Genomic DNA, 19,779 nt, shown 5'->3' with positions numbered 1-19,779 from the left:
CGTCATTTGGATTTATCAAATACTATTTATCTAAAATTAAGGCACTACTAGGAATGTTAATAAGGCGCTGAGAAAGCCATTCCGAATAACTTAAGTCGCCTCGATGTGCATTCTTAAACATAGGCAGATGATGCATTAACATCCAAACTGGACGAGTCATCACTCCGCTATCATTAGTCTCATTGAGTAATGTATTTCTCGACTCGAGGCTTTTGCATATCACCGCATTGAGCCAATAATTAGACTTTGCATAGCTAGGTTCTTCAACAAACTTGATATCAGAACCTGCAAAAAACTCTCTGTATTGAGTCGCAAGTAACCTCTTACTTGCTAGAAAGTCATCAATAACTTCCATCTGAGCGCATCCCAAAGCGGCATTCAGATTAGGCATTCGATGATTAAACCCTGGTTCATCATGATAAAACTCATAAACATGAGGTACTTTGGCTGTCGTGGTAATGTGCTTTACTCGTTTGCCACTTTGCTGATTAGCGCAAAGCACCACTCCCCCACCACCGGTAGTAATAATCTTATTGCCATTAAAGCTAATGGCGCCATATTCGCCCATAGTACCAGTGTGTTTATCCTTATAAACCGAACCTAAACTTTCAGCGGCATCCTCAACCATAATCAGCTGCCATTGATGACAAATAACTAGCAACTCATCCATTTCAGCAGGATGACCAAATGTATGCATTGGCATAATTGCTCTTATCCGTTGTCCTGTAAGTTTATGAACACAGCCTTTATCCGTTAAACTGGCATACTGGTTAAGATATTTTTCTAACGCATCAGGGCATAAACTTAAGCTAGTCTTTGATACATCGATAAATATAGGCTCTGCACCTAGGTGGTAAATAACATTACAGGTGGCTACAAACGTTAAAGCCTGAGTAAAAACTAAATCACCGCGTTCAACTCCGGCCATATATAATGCTGTCTGTAATGCTGCGGTCCCGTTAACAACCGCAACCGCTTTAGCTGTACCTGTAAAGTGTTCTATTTTGTTTTCGAATTCATCAACATACTTACCAACACTAGACACAAAAGTACTGTCAATGGTATCTGTCACATAGCGTTTCTCATTGCCTGCAAATGTTGGCGCATGCAAAGGAATAAACTGATCTGTTTTATAAATATCACGAATAAACTGACAAATATGAGCTGATTTCATCTAATTTCCTACATTTTTCCATCTAAGTATTTACCGGTTTCTTTATGGTCAAACTCAGGGATCATTTTATTAAATAACGTAACTATTTGTGTTTTAGTCCAAGCTTGCTCTCTTTTCATGGTGTTGATTTCATGTTCAAACATATTCAACAGTTTCTCATCAAATTCAGCAGAATGCTTTATCACCCCAAGATCAGTAAAACGATCCATATCTAGCACATCTTTGTGGGTAAAAAACTCTTCAACATCTTTCTCACCAGTGGTATCACTTTGAGTAAACAAACAAGGCCACTTCCCCTGCCTCGGTAAAGAATGAACTAGCTCTCTAGCCTCGGTTTCACCTTTGCAAAGATAAGGTTCATAACCTAACTGGGCCAAATATTTAACGGCAATATCTGCAAAAGAAACCAGCGGTAAAGACTGAGTTTGTTTAGGGAAAAAAATGTCACGGTTATCACCTAACAAACAAGACATTAAACATAACTCACCCGACTCTTGTGGCGTAACAAAGTAACGCTTCACATCATTAGGTGCCACAATCGGCTGTTGTTTCAAAATACGTTGATTGAAACTGTGTAAAAGGGAACCATCTGAGAATGCGACATTAGCAAACCGCGCAGTTGAAATGCTTAACTGATGACTGCGGCGCATCAAAAACATCTCCATAATTCTTTTCGATGATCCCATCATATTAACAGGGTTTGTGGCTTTATCAGTTGAAACACAAAAGTATTTTTTGACACCCGAGTTGATAGATTGCAGGATAGTTTTGTCGGTATTAAACACATTTACATCTATCATTCGCATCAAGGTAAAAGGATCTTTCTCGCTACGTACATGCTTTAAGGCTGATAAGTTCAGCACATAATCATACTGACCATCAGTCTTGATAAACGCATTATACTCAATAGAACCAATATCAAGCGCGAAGCTTTGAAAATCACCTGTAATATAGCCAAAAGCACTTCGAATATCCCGAACAAGTTCAACTAAATTGTTTTCACTAATGTCAACAACATGCAGTTTAATTGGCTGTCTTTTAAAGATTTCTTTTGTCACAGCTTGACCAATGGTACCAGCTGCGCCTAAAACCAAAAAACGTGAGTTGGCAACTATCGTATTTAGCTCGGAAGCTAATCTCGAAACATCACTATAGAGTAAAGGAAACTCCCTTCCAATTAACGATAAATCAAACAATTGCATTCGTTGAATTCCTTCTTTAAATCAATAGCAGATACATTGCTATACATTCACTGTCAAAAAATTATCACAATTGAAATACAGCAATAATTATTCCAAGAAATTAATAGATGGACATAAAGCTACTATAAGAGACTAGAAAGCAATTTACTACTTGATTGTAAAGTAAATAAATCGCTTATCAGTGAGTATAAACCAGATAACTAATGAGGCAGGGAAGTCGACTAAAAAAAATGAAAGCTTAAGCTTGAAAATGAGAAAGGAAATATATGGTCTCCCCACAGGGACTCGAACCCCGATCGGCCGCTTAGGAGGCGGCTGCTCTATCCTGTTGAGCTATAGAGAGACCCTGTGATTATACTGAGTTTATAATTGATTTAAACCCTTTAAATTTAACTGCTTATTTCTTAACCTGGTTTATTAGCCTAGTTTCTTAGCTTGAACTCTTAACCTTACTCTTAACCTTATGCATGACGGTCATGATGATCAGTTTTTAATCGCGATATCATTTACTTGGATATTGTCTGCTGCATCGATGCCGTCAAATATGGCTGTGGCGCTGTCTTCACTGACTTGCTCGATTACCACACTCGCTCGGCTTTTGCTGGCGATGGGGCGCATGGTGTTTAAGCGATCTGGGATATTTTTTTGCAATACTATCTGAAACTTATCACCCATTTTTACGCCATTTTTGCGGCCTAAATTGATGATAACTCTATCGCCTTGTCTGGCAACAATTTGGCCTAATAGTGGCCTGCAATTTAACTGGTTATCTAACGTCAGTATGCTTTGTTGAAAGATTTCAATAATAGACTGGCCGTAGGATGAGCGCCAAAAACGTTGATTAGCCGGTGACACCACTTCTTGTTTTTCAAATTCCCAGGGTGCCGATGTGGCAAAAGTTTCTGTCCACACCACTTCGCCGCTAATACCATGATAAAGAGTGAGTTTTATCATGAATTGTCTTAGTGGGTATTCTTCACTGAAACCTAAAAAACCACTTTCGGCAGGCTCAGTTGAAATATCAATAATATCGGGTTGTAGTATGTACTGACTTTCGGTGATTTCGCCTAACCATGTCGGGATGCGGTAACCTCTAAAATTAACCAATTGGTTAGTATTATCAATTTTTTCATTGGCGTGTACACGAGCAAAACTATAACGAGACTGAGCATTGATCATCTTGCCGAGTTTTTCGGTTATCTGTTGTTCAAAATTGGCCAGTTGCCCGTATCGAAGCTGAGCGCGATCTTGAAGATAAGATTGCGGCAACATAATCGCGGCTTTTAATGATTGGCTTTTGCATTGGGCGTTAGGTTCTGGTTCGGTGAGTTCTAATTGCAAAACCACTGTGATGGTATTTTGGCTGATCATTTCGCTCATCAACTCAACATTATTAGCCGACCCCATACGCTGAATTTGAAACGTATCCTGGGTTAATCGCCCCTGATCGATTGATTGCTCACTGGAAAAATTAACCCCCGCTTTTAAGCTCGCATAATTTAATGCCTGACTGATGGCATCTTCGCGGGCTTTATCGATATCGCCATTGACAATTTTAGCTCTGCCGGTGACCTCGACTTGTTCTGCAAATGCCGTGTTAACCTGAAAAAAGCTCCACAGTAACATCAGTGCAAGCGCGAATGCTTTATGGCTGGTTGCTTGTTTAATAAGGCTTGTTTGCGTCGGCATACGATGTCCTAATGTCAAAAAATCGTCAGTTTTGCCTATTAAGGCACATAAAATATTACGACTAACGCGATAGTGTTTAATTAGTATAAATTAAGCAAAAATCGCGCCACTAACATATTTATGTGCATTTAAGCCTTTAAGGATTAAATCTAGTAAAGCTTTTACGCTATTTGCCGATACAGATTTAGCGTTCATTGACGGCTATGTCGCAGTCAATAATGGCTTAAGCATCAATCTTGCACGTTTTGATTGAGTGCCATTAATGCAACATATCGCGTCGGCGACATTTTTAAAGGAATCATCATGATTAACAGGCTTATCACCCCAGTTGCTGTACTTGCGTTGTTGTCTGTCGCAGCGTGTAGCCAAACGCCTAACCCGGCGAATAATTTAGCGTTTAATAATGATGGCAAATACGTCAAAGTTAAAGATGAATATAACGTTTCTCATAAGCAATTAGCGTACGACATTCAAGATGCCGGCTTGGCGCCAAAAGGCCAGATTAATGTATGGGCCGAAAAGTTAGTCAATGAATTGGTTGTGCAAAATGATGCACTTCGCCCTGATCAGCCGTTATTAATCACTACGCCTGTTTTAGCTAATAATTTAAATGCCACCAATGAGCTGGCCTTACAATTACAACAAGGTTTGTTAGCCGCGTTTCATGCGCACGAATTTAATTTAGTGGATATGAATGTCGCCACCAGCTTGCGTGCTACGGAGCAAGGCGAATTTATGTTAAGCCGTGATTGGCAATTATTGCCATCCGGTTTACCTGTGGCACACGTGTTAGTGTCAACCATGACCATGACCCCTGAGGGCATTGTGTTTAATGGCCGCGTTGTAAACGTCACCAACAACCGCGTTTTATCGGCAGTGCAATCTTTTGTCGCTGCGTCAAGTTTGTCTGGTTATTTACAAGAGTCTGAATTAATCGAATCTCGTAATGGTTTGCTGTACCGTCATGAGAAAAAAGGCGATAGCCGTTATACCGTATTGGGAGATAAGCTATGAAGTCACTGATGTTCGTTATGATTTTGGTGCTACTCGGCGGCTGCGTCAATAAAGATAAATATGTGCAGTGGGAAACTGAAGCGCCCTCTTCATTCCCTACGTTAACAGCGGTAGGTTATGCACCGCTAGCGACGCAACCTAGCCCTGAAGCGTCTCACCGTATTTTAATGGCAATGCAAGCGTCGAAAATTGCCGCCTACCGTGAACTCGCTGAACAAGTTTATGGTCAAAAGATTTCAGCTAACAGCGATGTCAGTGAGTGGTTATTAACTGACGACAATATTAAGTCCAGCGTCAGTGGCATTATTCGCGGCGCGAAAGTGGTTAAGACCTACCCTTCTAGTGAGTTTTATGTCACTGAGTTAGCCTTAGACTTTAAGCAAGTATGGCAATTGTACGAACAACAGAATCGCCCTAAACGTGTTAAAAAAGTCACTTATTTTTAAATATGCTCCTCTAAAGTCAAAAGCATTACATCCACAGGGTGAGATCGCGAACGTTTTATGAACAAATCGAAGGTATTTATCAAACTACATTTATTCGGAATGTTATCACTTCATGAATGATTGGAAGTGATTCTACATTGAAATCAATTATTGTGAGCGAAAAACGTACACCCATGTGGTTACCCTGATTACATCCAGTGTACACAACAGACTTGATAATTAATGTATAATCCTAATTGTGTTAAAACCAATTTACATGCTAATTTTTATTTACTACCTAGGGACTCATGATGAGTGATTTATTCACTAAAAACATGGACATTATTGAAAGCCGATGGCCACTTTTAGCACCATTAATAAAAAACCAATCAATTGAGCATTTTGATGCTCAATTAATAACTGGCAATACTCAAACAATTAGCGTAGATGGCATACAGTTAAGTAGCCGTCATGATAGAGTTAATGAAGCTAAACGGTTAATCAACTCTTTACCTAAAAATACTCAAACAGTTTCAATTTACGGTATTGGAATGGGTGATTTACCTTCTTTTTTGATTGATAACGAATCAATATTGCAAATTAAAGTTTATTTATTCAGCTTGTCACTTTTCAATCTATTGATTTGTTATACAGATCAAACTGAATGGCTAACAAATCGAAAAGTTGAGTTGTTAGAACCGATAAATATAAACACCTTGGATAAAGTGTATTTATCATCTACACCTGATTTAATCCTTGTTAATGATAAGTATGCTAGAATAAGAGACTTAATCATTTATGATAAAAATATTGATTATGTGAACGGTAATCACGAAAAACAACGGCGAGAAATCAACACTAGATTTATTGAAAACCTTAATTACTTAAAGCTGGATAGTGACATCTCAGAGTTAAAAAAAAAATACCACAATCAAGAAGCTCTAATTATTGCAACTGGGCCTACACTCGAAAAGCATTATGATTATTTGCTAAGCCTTCAAAGCCTAAATGAAACGAAGAAACCTTTACTCATCGCTGTAGATACCGCTTTAAAAGCCTTAAATAGCAGAAACATCATCCCAGATATTGTTATTACTCTCGATTATCATATTACTGAAGCATATTTCCCTAAAAATATATCTCCTAGTATTAATTTAGTTTATTTCCCAACGTCTTCTTTGGATGTTATAAAAAAATGGAGCGGTTCTAGATTCAATGCATTCCAACAAGGAAGGACATACAGCGATAAAACTTTATCTAAAACAGAATTATTTAGCAGTGGAAGTATTGTCCATCCAGCTATAGATCTTGCTGTTTACTTAAACATTAAAAATATAACATTATTAGGTTGTGACTTTTGCTATCCAGGTAACAAAACACATGCTTTTTGGGATGATGGTGCATTAGGAGTAACATTAAAATTCCATAAACATCATTGGGTTTTAAATGGCAGAGGTGAGAGAGTTGCTACAGAGTTAAATTTTAGAGCATACTTAAGAAGCTTAGAAGTTTATATAGCGTCTAAACCTGAAGTTAATTTTTATCAATCTAGCTTAGAAAGCGCTTATATCGAAGGCACAACATTCAAAGAGTTAACATTATGACAACATCCATACTCGTATCACAACTAGTAAAAACATCTAATCTTATGAGGTCTGGGAAAGAAGCTGAAGCAGCTCAACAGTTTCACAAATGCATTGATTTACTTGAAACTGAATTGATAAGTCATAGGAATCAACAATCTATAATAAATATTCTACCATTGATCCTTGCTGCTCAAGAGCGAAACGACTGGCTCTCTCTGGCAGACTTTTTAGAATATGATTTAGTTGAAATGCTATGTTATTAGAACCGCTAATTGTAACGACTGAAGGAATATTATCTGCCTACTGTAATCATGTCTATTTCAATATCGTACCTGTATTTAGGACTACTAATATCAATTGATTTGCTACTTGTCACATATGAATCAACAATCACTACTCACTGAAAAGCAATAGTATATCGAACAACGGATTGGTGACTGTTTACACAATGACGGAGATCATCAATGGCTCCAAGATATTGCCCAAAGAACATTAATGATCTCGTCTTGTAAGAACTAATCCTATAATCGAACATTTTTAAACTTTTTCTGTGAATTTTAATAACTTCCTAGAGAGCCATTCATAGTAGAGCTCATTACCATGGATCCAGTCGTGCTGACCATCTGAATACGATACGTTCGAAACATATTCCATTGGCTCAGTAATTTCCTCGTCAAATAATCTAGCTGCATCAAAGAAAGGAATATCGAACTGCTCCAATACATAACGAAGTGCACTATGATATGCATAGATTATTTTCGAAGCAGATTTTGACTCATCAAAGTACTGAGAAAAGGGCGGATCTGAGACCACGATTACATTATGCCCATTGTCTTTTAGTGATATCAATATAGATAATTGTTCAGATTGATCTTCATGGAAAAAATCTACAAAATTTTGTAATCCTAATGGATTATTAATTCTACTATCTTGCGCTTGTAACCAAGCTGCAAATCGAGCAGCATTTTGATGCGTTTGCAATCCAATATTACTAATAATAATTGATTGTTCATTATGACCTAACTTCTCATGAGATTTTATATTTAGTAATGCGGAAGCCCAAAGCTGCCTAGAAGGTGCATTTTCCAGAGGGACAAAATATTCTGTTTTACAAAGCGCAAATTTCTTTTGAGCAAATCCAGAACCGTTCATGATCATCCCACCAGAAAAAGGAGTATTCAGAGCTTTAAGTGCAGTTGATAATTTCCCCATATGGCTATCACCGACGAGTGTTATTTGCGTCAAAGCTTGGCTTTGTGATGATTGAGATAATAAACTGAAAGCTTCGAGCTGTTCTTCTTCACATGCAATTTCATTGATTGCACTACTAATTGGTGGCTTAATCAATGTATTACTAACATTTAAAGCGGTTTGAAAATGTTTCATTACGTATTCAACACCACTTGCGGAAACCGTCCTTCTATTATCTTCGAATCTAAAGTCATTATTTGAATTAACTGAAATAATTTCAAATGAAGGGAAATAGTTCATATCTTCAAAAGAATCAGAAAGGTAACCAGCAACTGCCCGCAACACCGCTTTTGAATATTGACTCGCGACAAGGATGTGTTTATCTGTAGCCGTCGCCGTTAGCGGCACAGGTGATACGGTAAGTATAATATTAAGGTTAGGATTGAGTTCTTTCAAACATTGATGGATTTTTAACAAATCTGACAATATTTCATTATAATTAAATTCATGCAGCTTATAAATTTCTTTATCAAATTTTCCCGCAATAATTCCAGGGCAACTTGGGTAGTATATGTTATTACCATCTTTCCAAGCTTCGGTTAACCCTAAAGTAAAAATAAGAGTGTTTGTTGAAGACAAGGTACTAATCAACTCTTCCTTTGCTTCAAGACGAGAATACTCTAACTCGCTTTTCGATGTAAAACCTTGTGGATAGACATTTGGCCTGAGTAAATCAAGATAGGTGTCAGTTTTCTGGCAGTAATATATATCATGTTGATGATTTTCATTATTATCTAACTTTAGCCACTGCAAAAAGCACCGTGGTGTATAGATGTTTCCTAAAGCAAAACTAGATACTTGGGTAGAATCTAATTTGCTTTGAATAAAAGGATAATTATTGTTTATTAACCACTTACCTACATGTTGAGCAAAGCATGACCCTATGGAGGCGATTGCTCCTTTTTTACAGTCAATTGCTAGGTTACTAAGTAATTCAAATTGTTCTGTTCCTAAATTGACTTGTGCAACACCAGTTTTCCAAAAATGCTGTTGCTTTTGTAATTCATATGGCGATAAATTTTTTGTTGTCATCGTTTTATACTCATTGTTATGAAAGCTAGATGCCAATTATTAAACAATTTAAAAATTATGCACATTTTGCGCCAGCATAGCTGTTATATGAAAGACCTTTTCAAGATAGTTGATATTTATTTCTTAAATTTATGATAATTTACTTATTTTCGAATTTATTGTTAATGAAAATTTTACTAATAGAATATTAATTTAATTGTTCCGACAAAAATGCCGCTGATATCAGCGGCATTTTTTGCTTTAAAACGTTCTATCTATCTATCAATTTAAAACGTTAACTTAAACACCAAGCCAAATGCGGCCTGGTCTTCTATGTCTTCGGTGACATCAGGCTCGCTCAGTTCCATTTCGCCGCCAAAGTAGTAACCGGCATAGGCGTTTACACTCACATTGTCGGTGGCTTTCCAGCCTGCGCGGACAAAAGCAACCCATTCGTCGATCTCAATGGTTTGATCGTCATCTGCTATCAAAAAGCGCTCTGTCCGTTTTGAACTACCGATACCAAAATCAATATCTGGGCGATACTGATAGCTCAGTTCTAGGCCTGCTGGGCCACTAAAACCGGCTTGAAACGGGTTAGCTAGCACTAACTTGTCGTTGATTTGCCAGCGAACGGCTAAATACGGCACGGTGCGCACTTCGGAAATATCATTTAAATACGCCACACCAAAACCCAACATATTACCTGAGTCAAAACGGTACATACTGGATGCTACAACACCATAGCTTTGGGCATTAGATGATGAGGCAGTATCGGCATAAGCATATTTTAATTGCGGTGCCACTAAAAACATCCAGTGATTATCTAGACGATATGTGATTGATAACCCTGCGCTGTATTGATGAACCGTTGACCAGTCTTGCTCGTTAGAGCGTAATGGCGTGGCCTGATTAATGCGCCAATCGTAATCGAGGTTGTCGTAACCGACATTCGCCCCCAGTGACCATTGACGATTTAATGGCATTGAGGCTGAAAAACTGGTTTTCCAGGCGTCACGCTGAAGCTCATTAGCACCAACATCGGCAGTAGCTGCGGACGTACGCGCAACCGTTAATGAAAATGGTGAACGGTCTGGCGCGGCTAAGGCCTGTTGGCTGAGTAATAACCCTGGGATTAACAATAACGATTTAATCAATAAGCTCAGAGTATTGGGCTTAGCGATAACAGCTTTATAAGATGTCATAACGATGTGCATCCTTTCAAAATAAAATGATGAGTAGCGTAAACTATCTGAACCAATACTGATTTAGTCGCGCTTCAGTTCAAATCCTAGGTATTATTTTATCGCAACTTTGTGAGCCCGCAAAAACATCTCAGCGGTATCTTGTAAGTATTGTTGTCTACTTACTAACAAGTGATCAGTCTCTAATGCTAATTCTAAGCGTAATTTTAGCTCACCAAATAACATTAAACATAACCTTACCGCACTGTCGTGAGGGTTAGCGAAATAATACTCACCGTGTTGGTTAACCTTGGTTAAATATTCGCGAATTAATCCCAAAATATGTTTTGGCCCTGCATCGTAAAACAGTTTGGACACTTCTGGGTGAGTCTCTGCTTGTGCGACGCAAGTTTTAAATACAGTCATGGTGTCTTTACTGACTATCAATTCACCAAACTGTTTGGCAAATAGCAATATCACTCGCTGCGGATCGGTTGCATCAATTAAGGCATCGTCAGTGAGTTGATGTACTACACACTTAGAGTCTATTGCGGCAACGAACAAATCATCTTTAGAGCCAAAGTGCGAGTATACCGTCTGCTTTGATACACCCGCATGTTTGGCAACCTCGTCCATACTGGTTAACGGAAAACCTTTGTGGCAAAACAACTCCATTGCCGACTCAAGCACTTGATTGCGCTTTTGTTCACTGCGGCTCAAGTTAACTTGTTCGTCATTGTTTGTGGCTGACGTCTCTTTTGTCATGTGTTTTCCATAGGCTTAAACGAGCGTAAAAATTGAAGGGTTGTATCTGTACAATTAAATCATCATAACCAAAAATAGACTGGACAGTCTAGTTTTATAAAATTAGACTACCAAGTCGAGTTAACAATTAAGTTACATCTTACGGTATGTCGTGCAGGCTTCTGCCATTCCATATTGTTAACGATGAGTCATTGCCAAACCACATATCGCTTTAAGGGAATAATTATGTTTGCTGTCAGGTCATTCACCCAACATCTTCGCTACTGTGCATTAGGGTTGAGCATAATGCTATTAAGTGGTTGTGGCTCTGAGGTTAAAGAGCATTCGCAAACCGTTGAGTATCAGTCGGTATTAGCGCAAAGCTTAGTGCTTAATGATCGTTACCAACAAATGCAAACCTATACCGGTACCATCCGCTCAGCAAACACCACAGGCATAGGATTTGAGTTAGCGGGTAAACTCAATAATATTGTGGTAGACAGTGGTGATGTGGTCACAAAAGGCCAGGTGTTAGCCCAATTAGACACCGACTTATTAGTTGCAGAAAAACAACAACTAGAAGCAAGCCTATTACAAACTCAAGCCGATATTGATTTAGCCAAAAGCACCCTGGTGCGTACTGAAAAATTGAAAACGCAAAACTATGTGTCGGCGCAACAACTCGATGAAACCCAGCAACAGGTGATTAGCCTTCAAGCCAATCAAAAGCGCATTGAAGCCAGCTTGAGCGCCGCTAAGTTAAAGCTTGAGAAATCAACCTTACTCGCGCCATTTGATGGCGTCATTAGCCAACGTTATCATAATCTTGGTGAGGTGATTGCCCTTGGCAGTGCGGTGTTTAATTTAGTCGGTAACAGCCAACCTGTGGCTTATATTGGTGTGCCGGTTGATATCGCGCAGCAATTAACAGCGCAACAAGGTGTCGACGTGCGTGTAGGCAAACAAACTTTTACCGCCAAAATTGCTGGGATAAGTGCTGAAGTCAACACCATTAGCCGTACGGTACAACTCAGAATTCAATTGCCCGATTCTGCTAGAGTGATTAACGGTGAAATCGCTTATCTGGTGTATCAACAAGACAGTTTAACCGAAGGCTATTGGGTGCCAATGTCGGCATTAACCGACGGCGTCCGCGGTTTATGGAATGTGTATGTTTTGGTACAAGATGAACAACCGCTTTATCAAATTGAGCGCAGAGATGTTGAAATTATTTATACAAATGAACAACAGGCTTATATCAAAGGTGCCATACAAGCCAATGAACTGATTGTGACAGACGGCTTGCACAAAATAGTGGTAGGCCAAAAAGTGACCCTGGCTAAAGCGCAATCGTTGGAGGCGCTATGATTAAGGCGTTTCTTGAAAATGGTCGCTTAACCAGCTTATTTATCGCGCTATTAATTGTTGCAGGATTGGGCGCCATATCCAGTTTGCCGCGCACAGAAGATCCCCACATCACGAATCGATTTGCCTCGGTTATCACTCAATACCCTGGCGCTTCTGCCGAGCGCGTAGAAGCCTTAGTCACTGAAGTGCTTGAAAACCAATTACGCCGCCTGGAAGATTTAAAGCTGGTGCAGTCGACATCGCGCCCGGGCATTTCGGTTATTCAACTGGAATTAAAAGATACGGTTATTGAAACCGACCCGGTGTGGTCCCGTGCACGAGACTTAATCGCAGACAGCAAGTTTTTATTACCTGAAGCGGCACAAAATGGTGTGTTAGATGATCAATTAGGTTATGCCAGCACCGCGATTTTAGGTGTGGTGTGGGCAGATGATTCACCTGTTCGAGCTGATATTTTAAATCGCTATGCTAAAGAACTACAAAGCCGTTTACGCCTATTGAATGGCACTGACTTTGCCAAACTGTATGGCGCCCCAGAAGAAGAGATATTGGTTGAGCTTGACGGCAATAAAATCAGTCAGCTGCATCTTACCCCTGCCAGTATTGCAGCGATTTTGTCTAATGCCGACAGTAAAATATCCGCTGGAGAAATCAATAACAGCCAGTTTAGAGCTTTAGTTGAAGTCTCGGGTGAACTCGACTCACAAAACCGTATTCGTCAGGTCCCTTTAAAAGTTGATGAATATGGCCAGATTATCCGCTTAGGTGATGTGGCGACCATTACTCGCCAGGCAAAAACACCTGCGAGTAGCATTGCTCTTATTGATAGTCAGCAAGGCATTTTGGTTTCTGCCCGCATGCTTAACAATAATCGAGTGGATTTATGGCAACAACAAGTTAGCCAAACCATTGAGGCATTTTCGGTGAATTTACCGGCTAACATTGAAGTGCAGTGGTTGTTCGATCAACAAAGTTACACTCAAGACCGGCTCGGCGATTTGGTGATTAACTTATTACAGGGTTTTATTATCATCCTTGTGGTGTTAATGCTCACGCTGGGCCTACGCAATGCCGTTATTGTGGCGATATCACTGCCGTTAACAGCCTTGTTCACACTCACGTGCATGAAATACACGGGATTACCCATTCATCAAATGTCGGTGACAGGGCTAGTGGTTGCACTGGGTATTATGGTTGATAACGCGATTGTCATTGTCGATGCCATTGCTCAGCGTCGCCAGCAAGGCATGAGCAAGCTCGAAGCGGTATCAAAAACTCTACATCATTTATGGCTGCCACTAGCGGGATCAACTATCACCACCATGCTAGCATTTGCGCCAATTGTGTTAATGCCTGGTGCTGCGGGTGAATTTGTCGGTGGGATTGCGATTTCGGTGATGTTCGCCCTTTTGGGTTCGTATATTATTTCACACACTATTATTGCTGGCCTTGCAGGTCGCTTTAGTCGCAGTGAAAAACCTACAGCCTGGTATCAACAAGGTATGGCATTTCCAAAAATTAGCCAGGCCTTTACCGCGAGCTTACGCTTTGCTTTGCACCGCCCGATACTGACTGCTGTGGTTATTGGTATTTTGCCTGTGGCAGGCTTTTTTGCTGCGGGAAAAATGACTGAGCAATTTTTCCCGCCATCAGACAGGGATATGTTTCAGCTAGAAGTTCACTTAGCACCACATGTCAGTATTGAACATACCTTGGCCCAGGTGAAACTCATTGATGCCAAGCTACAAAAGATAGATGACATTCTTGCGGCAACCTGGGTAGTCGGCGGTAACACGCCGTCGTTTTACTACAACTTAACTCAGCGCCAGCAAGGGGCAACGAATTACGCCCAAGCGATGATAAAAGTCACCGATTTTGTTGCTGCCAATCGATTAATTTTACAATTGCAAAAAGAGCTTGATAGAGAATACCCGCAAGCGCAAATACTGGTGCGAAAGTTAGAACAAGGCCCGCCGTTTAACGCTCCTGTAGAGTTACGAATTTATGGCCCTAATTTAGACACACTAAAAACACTGGGCGAACAAGTGAGAGGTATTTTAAATGCCACACCCGATGTGATTCATACCCGGGCAACCTTGAGTTCAGGTGCGCCAAAAGTGTGGTTACAAGTGAATGAAGACGCGAGTTTAATGAGCGGCTTAAGTTTAAGTGACATAGCCAGCCAAATTCAAATGGCCACCACCGGGATTATTGGTGGCAGTATTTTAGAGCAAACAGAATCGTTACCTGTGCGAGTTCGTTTAGGCGATACCAGTCGCGAGCAAACAACTCGTTTAGCCGAAATAAACCTAGTATCACCTTCAGGCTCTGGCATTCCCCTCTCTGCATTATCTTATAATGAGGTTAATGTGAGCCGCGGCGCTATACCGCGTCGTAATGGTGAGCGGGTTAACACGATTGAAGCCTACATCACTAGCGGTGTATTGCCGGCACAGGTATTAAATGACGCAAAAGGTGAAGTGGCCAAATTGGTTATTCCTGCGGGTTATCATGTCGAAATCGGTGGCGAAAGTGCCAAGCGTAATGAAGCGGTAGGCAACTTATTGTCTAACATTGTGTTGGTATTCACCTTACTGTTAGCAACAGTGGTGCTGTCGTTCAATTCATTTAGATTAACGGCCATTATTTTACTCAGCGCCTTTCAATCTGCTGGTTTAGGTTTGCTAGCGGTATTTGTGTTTGGTTACCCATTTGGTTTCACCGTGATTATCGGTTTATTGGGATTGATGGGATTAGCGATTAACGCCGCCATTGTCATTTTGGCAGAGCTCGAGGATGTGCCTGACGCTAAACAAGGTAATTTGGCGTTAATAATCGATACTGTCAGCAGCTGCGGGCGTCATATTGGTTCAACCACCATTACCACTATCGGCGGTTTTTTACCGTTAATTATTGCTGGCGGCGGGTTTTGGCCACCTTTTGCCATCGCCATTGCCGGCGGCACATTACTGGCGACCATGTTGTCGTTAATATGGGTACCGGTGATGTATTTACTGTTGATGAAACCGCGAAGAGCAATTCGACAAGGGCAAGCCGTTACGAGTTAACAGTCACAAGTTAGCTGTAACGAGTTAGCTGTAACGAGTTAGCGGCGTAAACGCAAAGTAGCAGCCAATAAAAAACCGCTTTATTTCTAAAGCGGTTTTTTTATGGGTTAATAGCAGAAGATTAATCTTCGCTTTGACGGTCCATATTCTCTGTATTCTCAAGCCATAAGGCGTTAATAATACCGAATGAACACGCCAGTAACACACCTAAAATCCACGCAAAATACCACATAGATGTTGCTCCTTAATTTAGTAAAGTGACGTTTTATTGTTTTCAATAAACTCACGATTTAAACGGCCAAACATCTTGTAATAAGTCCAAGCTGTATAACACAGTATTGTTGGTACAAAGATAGCGGCAACAAAGGTCATCACTGTTAAGGTCATTTTACTCGCGGTAGCATCCCACATGGTCAAGCTAATATTAGGCTCTAATGACGAAGGCATAACAAATGGGAACATTGCAGCACCACAAGTCAGAATAACGCCAGCTACAGCAAGTGAACTAAATAAGAATGCAAAACCACAACGATTTAAGCGACTGGCTAAAACCACTAATATTGGCATTAATAACCCTAATGCTGGAAACAGCATAGTAATAGGGTATTTGTCATAGTTAGTTAACCAAGCACCCGCTTCAATCGCAACTGTTTTAACGGCTGGATTTGACGGACCAGCAAGATCGAGTGGCGAGGTAATAACAAAACCATCAATACCATTAGCTAACCAAACGCCTGCTGCACCAAAGAATACAAATAATAAACCGCCACAAATTTGCGATACCTTAACACTGCGTACCCTTAACTCGCCTTCGGTCTTCATTTGTAACCATGAAGCACCCTGCATAACAAACATAGTGACACTGACTAGACCGACTAATAAACCAAACGGATTTAATAAACCCAAAAATCCACCATGGTAAGTCGCACGCAAGTATTCATCAAAGTTAAATGGAACACCTTGAAGCAAGTTGCCAAATGCTACACCAATGATTAATGGTGGTACAAAACTGCCGACAAATAATGCATAGTCCCATGATTTACGCCATCTTGGGTCTTCAATTTTAGAGCGGTAATCAAATCCAACTGGGCGTAAATACAATGCAAATAACACGAGCATCATCGCCACATAAAAGCCCGAAAACGATACCGCATACACCATAGGCCAGGCAGCAAACAATGCACCAGCAGCGGTAACCAACCATACTTGGTTGCCGTCCCAGTGCGGTGCGATAGTGTTAATCATAATACGGCGTTCAGTATCGTCTTTACCAATAATGGGTAATAGCATACCCACGCCCATGTCAAAACCATCAGCAACAGCAAAACCAATAAGTAGCACACCAATTAGTGCCCACCAGATAAATCTTAATACTTCATAATCAAACATAATCAGGTCCTCCGCTTAAGCATCTTGGTTTTCAAAATGGTAACGACCGGTTTTTAAACTGCTTGGGCCGAGACGTGCAAATTTAAACATCAAATAAGCCTCTATCACCAACAGAATAGTGTAGAAAACCGTAATCGAAATAATACTGAACCATAAATCGGCCGGCGTTAAACTCGATGCTGACATAAAGGTGGGTAATACTTCTGAGATGGTCCACGGTTGACGGCCAAACTCTGACACAAACCAACCACATTCAATGGCAACCCAAGGAAGCGGTAAGCTGTAAAGTGCTGCGCGCAGTACCCATTTTTTCTCAGCGATTTTATGACGAGTGCTTTGCCAAAATGCAGCGGCAAACACAAACAACATAATCACCCCGGCGCCAACCATAATGCGGAAGGTCCAGAACATAGGTGCTACCGTTGGAATAGAGTCATACGATGCTGCGATAATTTGCTCTTCAGTCGCATCAACCACTTTATCGGTATAACGCTTAAGCAAGAAGCCATAGCCTAAGTCGTCTTTAACGGCTTCAAATTGTGCTCTTACTTCTGGCGTTTCATCACCAGCACGCAATTTTTCAAGCAGTCCATATGCCACCATACCGGTACGAATACGCACTTCATGCTCTTTAATAAGATCTTTAAGGCCAGTCACTTCTTCATCTAAAGAACGAGTGGCAATAATCCCCATTAAATACGGTATTTTAACGGCGTAATCAGTGTGCATGGTTTCTTGATTAGGAAAACCAACCGCAGTAAAGGCTGCTGGAGCAGGCTCTGTGTGCCACTCAGCTTCAATAGCCGCTAATTTAACACGCTGAACTTCACCGACTTCGTAGCCAGATTCATCACCCAGAACAATAACCGATAGGATTGAAGCTAAACCGAAACTGGCAGCAATCGCAAATGAGCGACGCGCAAACGGTAAGTCACGGCCTTTTAATATGTAATACGCGCTAATCGCAAGTACAAACATGGCGCCGGCTACATAACCAGAAGCAACAGTATGAACAAACTTAACTTGCGCTACAGGGTTGAATACCAAAGCCGCAAAGTCGACCATTTCCATACGCATGGTTTCATAGTTAAACACCGAACCCACAGGGTTTTGCATCCAACCGTTGGCAATCAAAATCCATAATGCCGACATGTTAGAGCCTATGGCCACTAACCAGGTCACGGCAAGATGTTGACGTTTGCTAAAACGATCCCAACCAAAAAAGAACATACCCACTAAGGTCGATTCAAGGAAGAAAGCCATCAAAGCTTCAATGGCCAGAGGCGCACCGAAAATATCACCGACATAATGAGAATAGTATGACCAGTTAGTACCAAACTGGAATTCCATCGCTAAACCCGTAGCAACACCTAAGGCAAAGTTAATCCCGAAAAGTTTACCCCAGAATTTAGTCATATCTTTATATATCTGATTATTTGTCATCACATACAGTGATTCCATAATCGCAAGAATAAAGGCTAAACCGAGGGTGAGTGGAACAAATAGAAAGTGGTACATAGCTGTAAACGCGAATTGATAACGCGAAAGCTCAACAACCTCTTCAATAATCATTGGCAATTCCTTACTTCTTTCAGTACGACCAAATACAACACGGCAATAGCCTAATTACCACTGTGTGATGTTATACCTGAAAACGATAATTTAAAGACAATGGCGCTGCCACGTTTGCCGTTGGAAAGTGACAATTAACCATTAACTTACATTTTTAAATTCTATCTTAAACGCCCTATATCTTACGGTATAAAGTGTTGGTAGATCATATTTTTTAATCAATTATGTGACCAACATTAGATTTTTCGCATGGATATTTATTAGTATATATTATTCAGCGAGTTACGAATTTAACACTTGCGCTACATCGCACAAAAAAGTCAACTTTGTGACGCAAAGCAAATCAACTTTTGCGTTAAAAACCACCAAGACCACCAAATTCGTACTTACCCTCTCGCTAGAGGTATTGACAATACCAGCCCAATTGCTAGGCGGGCATCATTTAAGACTCAAAACATGAAGGAATATCGCTTAACCAGAAAGGGTTGATTAATCGCAGTAACACTTGGTTGCTTTTTTGTAGCAGATAAGTAAAACTTTAACAAATTAAAACACCTAAAAAATAATACTTAATATTAACAATATGATAGAAAAGGCTCGTTAAGAATAAAGTAATAACAAAAAATCAACCCATTAATAAATCTAATCCCTGACATCACTTTTTCTCATTTGAGCAAAATTCACACTCACAGTATAATTTGTGCACAATTAAGAACACGAATTACTACATTTATTGCGTCGTAGTCTTAATCCCCTCCCCTAAATGTTCCGAGATCTTGTTATGACGCTATTATTTGAAAATATTGTAAACCTATACAAACTTGCCTTTTCTGAAATGTTTACTAAGAAAGAAGATAAATAACGTAAACTTACATATCTAATTGATTCCGTTTACGCGGCAAAACGTGATGCGGTAGATTGTTTTTGTTAGCGCAATTCGATAAAGACCCATCATGGTTTTAATGCCATAGTAACAAAAATGTATGGTCCGCCTCGTTATTGCAAATGATATTTTCGATAACGAGGTTGGTTTGCGCTAATGTATTCGGAGTCTTCATTAGGTGCTTTACCACCCGCTCCACGATGAGTTCCGCGCTAGATT

Annotated in this window: 15 protein-coding genes and 1 tRNA gene; 6 read left to right on the top strand and 10 right to left on the bottom strand. The window is 40.2% G+C overall.

Annotated features, from left to right (window positions below; all coding sequences use genetic code 11):
* Positions 1–22 precede the first annotated feature (22 nt).
* From ACROAE_RS19530 to ACROAE_RS19515, 4 genes are all read right to left on the bottom strand, one after another.
* Positions 23–1,174, bottom strand: a complete 1,152-nt coding sequence (locus ACROAE_RS19530) for a LegC family aminotransferase (RefSeq protein WP_432405587.1) — start codon at positions 1,172–1,174, stop codon at positions 23–25.
* Positions 1,175–1,182: 8 nt separating this feature from the next.
* Positions 1,183–2,376 carry a UDP-N-acetylglucosamine 4,6-dehydratase gene (locus tag ACROAE_RS19525; protein WP_432405583.1) on the bottom strand — a complete coding sequence of 398 codons (1,194 nt, stop codon included), beginning with the start codon at positions 2,374–2,376 and terminating at the stop codon, positions 1,183–1,185.
* Positions 2,377–2,643: 267 nt separating this feature from the next.
* Positions 2,644–2,719: transfer RNA gene (locus ACROAE_RS19520), tRNA-Arg, on the bottom strand.
* A gap of 140 nt (positions 2,720–2,859) precedes the next feature.
* Positions 2,860–4,065 carry a flagellar assembly protein FlgT gene (locus ACROAE_RS19515; RefSeq protein WP_432405581.1) on the bottom strand — a complete coding sequence of 402 codons (1,206 nt, stop codon included), beginning with the start codon at positions 4,063–4,065 and terminating at the stop codon, positions 2,860–2,862.
* 303 nt (positions 4,066–4,368) lie between these two features.
* On the opposite strand from ACROAE_RS19515, the gene ACROAE_RS19510 reads away from it, so the two are divergent.
* The 4 genes from ACROAE_RS19510 to ACROAE_RS19495 all read left to right on the top strand — a co-directional run bounded on the left by ACROAE_RS19510 (position 4,369) and on the right by ACROAE_RS19495 (position 7,353).
* Positions 4,369–5,079 carry a FlgO family outer membrane protein gene (locus tag ACROAE_RS19510; RefSeq protein ID WP_432405578.1) on the top strand — a complete coding sequence of 237 codons (711 nt, stop codon included), beginning with the start codon at positions 4,369–4,371 and terminating at the stop codon, positions 5,077–5,079.
* The gene (locus ACROAE_RS19505; protein WP_432405575.1) at positions 5,076–5,525 is read left to right on the top strand and encodes an LPP20 family lipoprotein; all 450 of its coding nucleotides are present in this window, start codon (positions 5,076–5,078) and stop codon (positions 5,523–5,525) included. The genes ACROAE_RS19510 and ACROAE_RS19505 overlap by 4 nt, the downstream gene beginning before the upstream one ends.
* A gap of 290 nt (positions 5,526–5,815) precedes the next feature.
* Positions 5,816–7,108, top strand: coding sequence for a motility associated factor glycosyltransferase family protein (locus ACROAE_RS19500; RefSeq protein WP_432405570.1), 1,293 nt, complete (start codon positions 5,816–5,818; stop codon positions 7,106–7,108).
* A complete protein-coding gene (locus tag ACROAE_RS19495; protein ID WP_432405567.1) occupies positions 7,105–7,353 on the top strand; it encodes a hypothetical protein in 249 nt (82 codons plus the stop codon). Before ACROAE_RS19500 ends, ACROAE_RS19495 begins: the two co-directional genes overlap by 4 nt.
* 274 nt (positions 7,354–7,627) lie before the next feature.
* On the opposite strand, the gene ACROAE_RS19490 is transcribed toward ACROAE_RS19495, so the two are convergent.
* The 3 genes from ACROAE_RS19490 to ACROAE_RS19480 all read right to left on the bottom strand — a co-directional run bounded on the left by ACROAE_RS19490 (position 7,628) and on the right by ACROAE_RS19480 (position 11,301).
* Positions 7,628–9,373 (bottom strand): GSCFA domain-containing protein, encoded by a 1,746-nt coding sequence (locus ACROAE_RS19490; protein WP_432405564.1) that lies wholly within the window; start codon positions 9,371–9,373, stop codon positions 7,628–7,630.
* Positions 9,374–9,639: 266 nt separating this feature from the next.
* Positions 9,640–10,557, bottom strand: a complete 918-nt coding sequence (locus tag ACROAE_RS19485) for an autotransporter outer membrane beta-barrel domain-containing protein (RefSeq protein WP_432405559.1) — start codon at positions 10,555–10,557, stop codon at positions 9,640–9,642.
* Between the two features lie 93 nt (positions 10,558–10,650).
* The gene (locus tag ACROAE_RS19480; protein WP_432405556.1) at positions 10,651–11,301 is read right to left on the bottom strand and encodes a TetR/AcrR family transcriptional regulator; all 651 of its coding nucleotides are present in this window, start codon (positions 11,299–11,301) and stop codon (positions 10,651–10,653) included.
* 225 nt (positions 11,302–11,526) lie between these two features.
* On the opposite strand from ACROAE_RS19480, the gene ACROAE_RS19475 reads away from it, so the two are divergent.
* On the top strand, positions 11,527–12,648 hold the full coding sequence (locus tag ACROAE_RS19475) for an efflux RND transporter periplasmic adaptor subunit (RefSeq protein WP_432405553.1): 1,122 nt from the start codon (positions 11,527–11,529) through the stop codon (positions 12,646–12,648).
* Entirely contained in the window at positions 12,645–15,716 is a 3,072-nt protein-coding gene (locus ACROAE_RS19470; RefSeq protein WP_432405548.1) for an efflux RND transporter permease subunit, read from the top strand. The genes ACROAE_RS19475 and ACROAE_RS19470 overlap by 4 nt, the downstream gene beginning before the upstream one ends.
* Before the next feature lie 121 nt (positions 15,717–15,837).
* Here the strand turns inward: ACROAE_RS19470 and cydX are convergent, their stop codons facing one another.
* The 3 genes from cydX to ACROAE_RS19455 are packed head-to-tail and all read right to left on the bottom strand — an operon-like array spanning position 15,838 to position 18,677.
* Positions 15,838–15,948 carry a cytochrome bd-I oxidase subunit CydX gene (gene cydX / locus ACROAE_RS19465; RefSeq protein WP_059747876.1) on the bottom strand — a complete coding sequence of 37 codons (111 nt, stop codon included), beginning with the start codon at positions 15,946–15,948 and terminating at the stop codon, positions 15,838–15,840.
* 17 nt (positions 15,949–15,965) lie between these two features.
* Complete coding sequence (gene cydB / locus ACROAE_RS19460) at positions 15,966–17,105, bottom strand: cytochrome d ubiquinol oxidase subunit II (protein ID WP_432405543.1); 1,140 nt, start codon at positions 17,103–17,105, stop codon at positions 15,966–15,968.
* 15 nt (positions 17,106–17,120) lie between these two features.
* Positions 17,121–18,677, bottom strand: a complete 1,557-nt coding sequence (locus ACROAE_RS19455) for a cytochrome ubiquinol oxidase subunit I (protein WP_432405540.1) — start codon at positions 18,675–18,677, stop codon at positions 17,121–17,123.
* Positions 18,678–19,779: the final 1,102 nt, after the last annotated feature.

This window comes from Shewanella sp. MF05960, from assembly GCF_050849305.1.
Lineage (GTDB): Bacteria > Pseudomonadota > Gammaproteobacteria > Enterobacterales > Shewanellaceae > Shewanella.
This window is presented reverse-complemented; position numbering and strand designations above follow the sequence as displayed.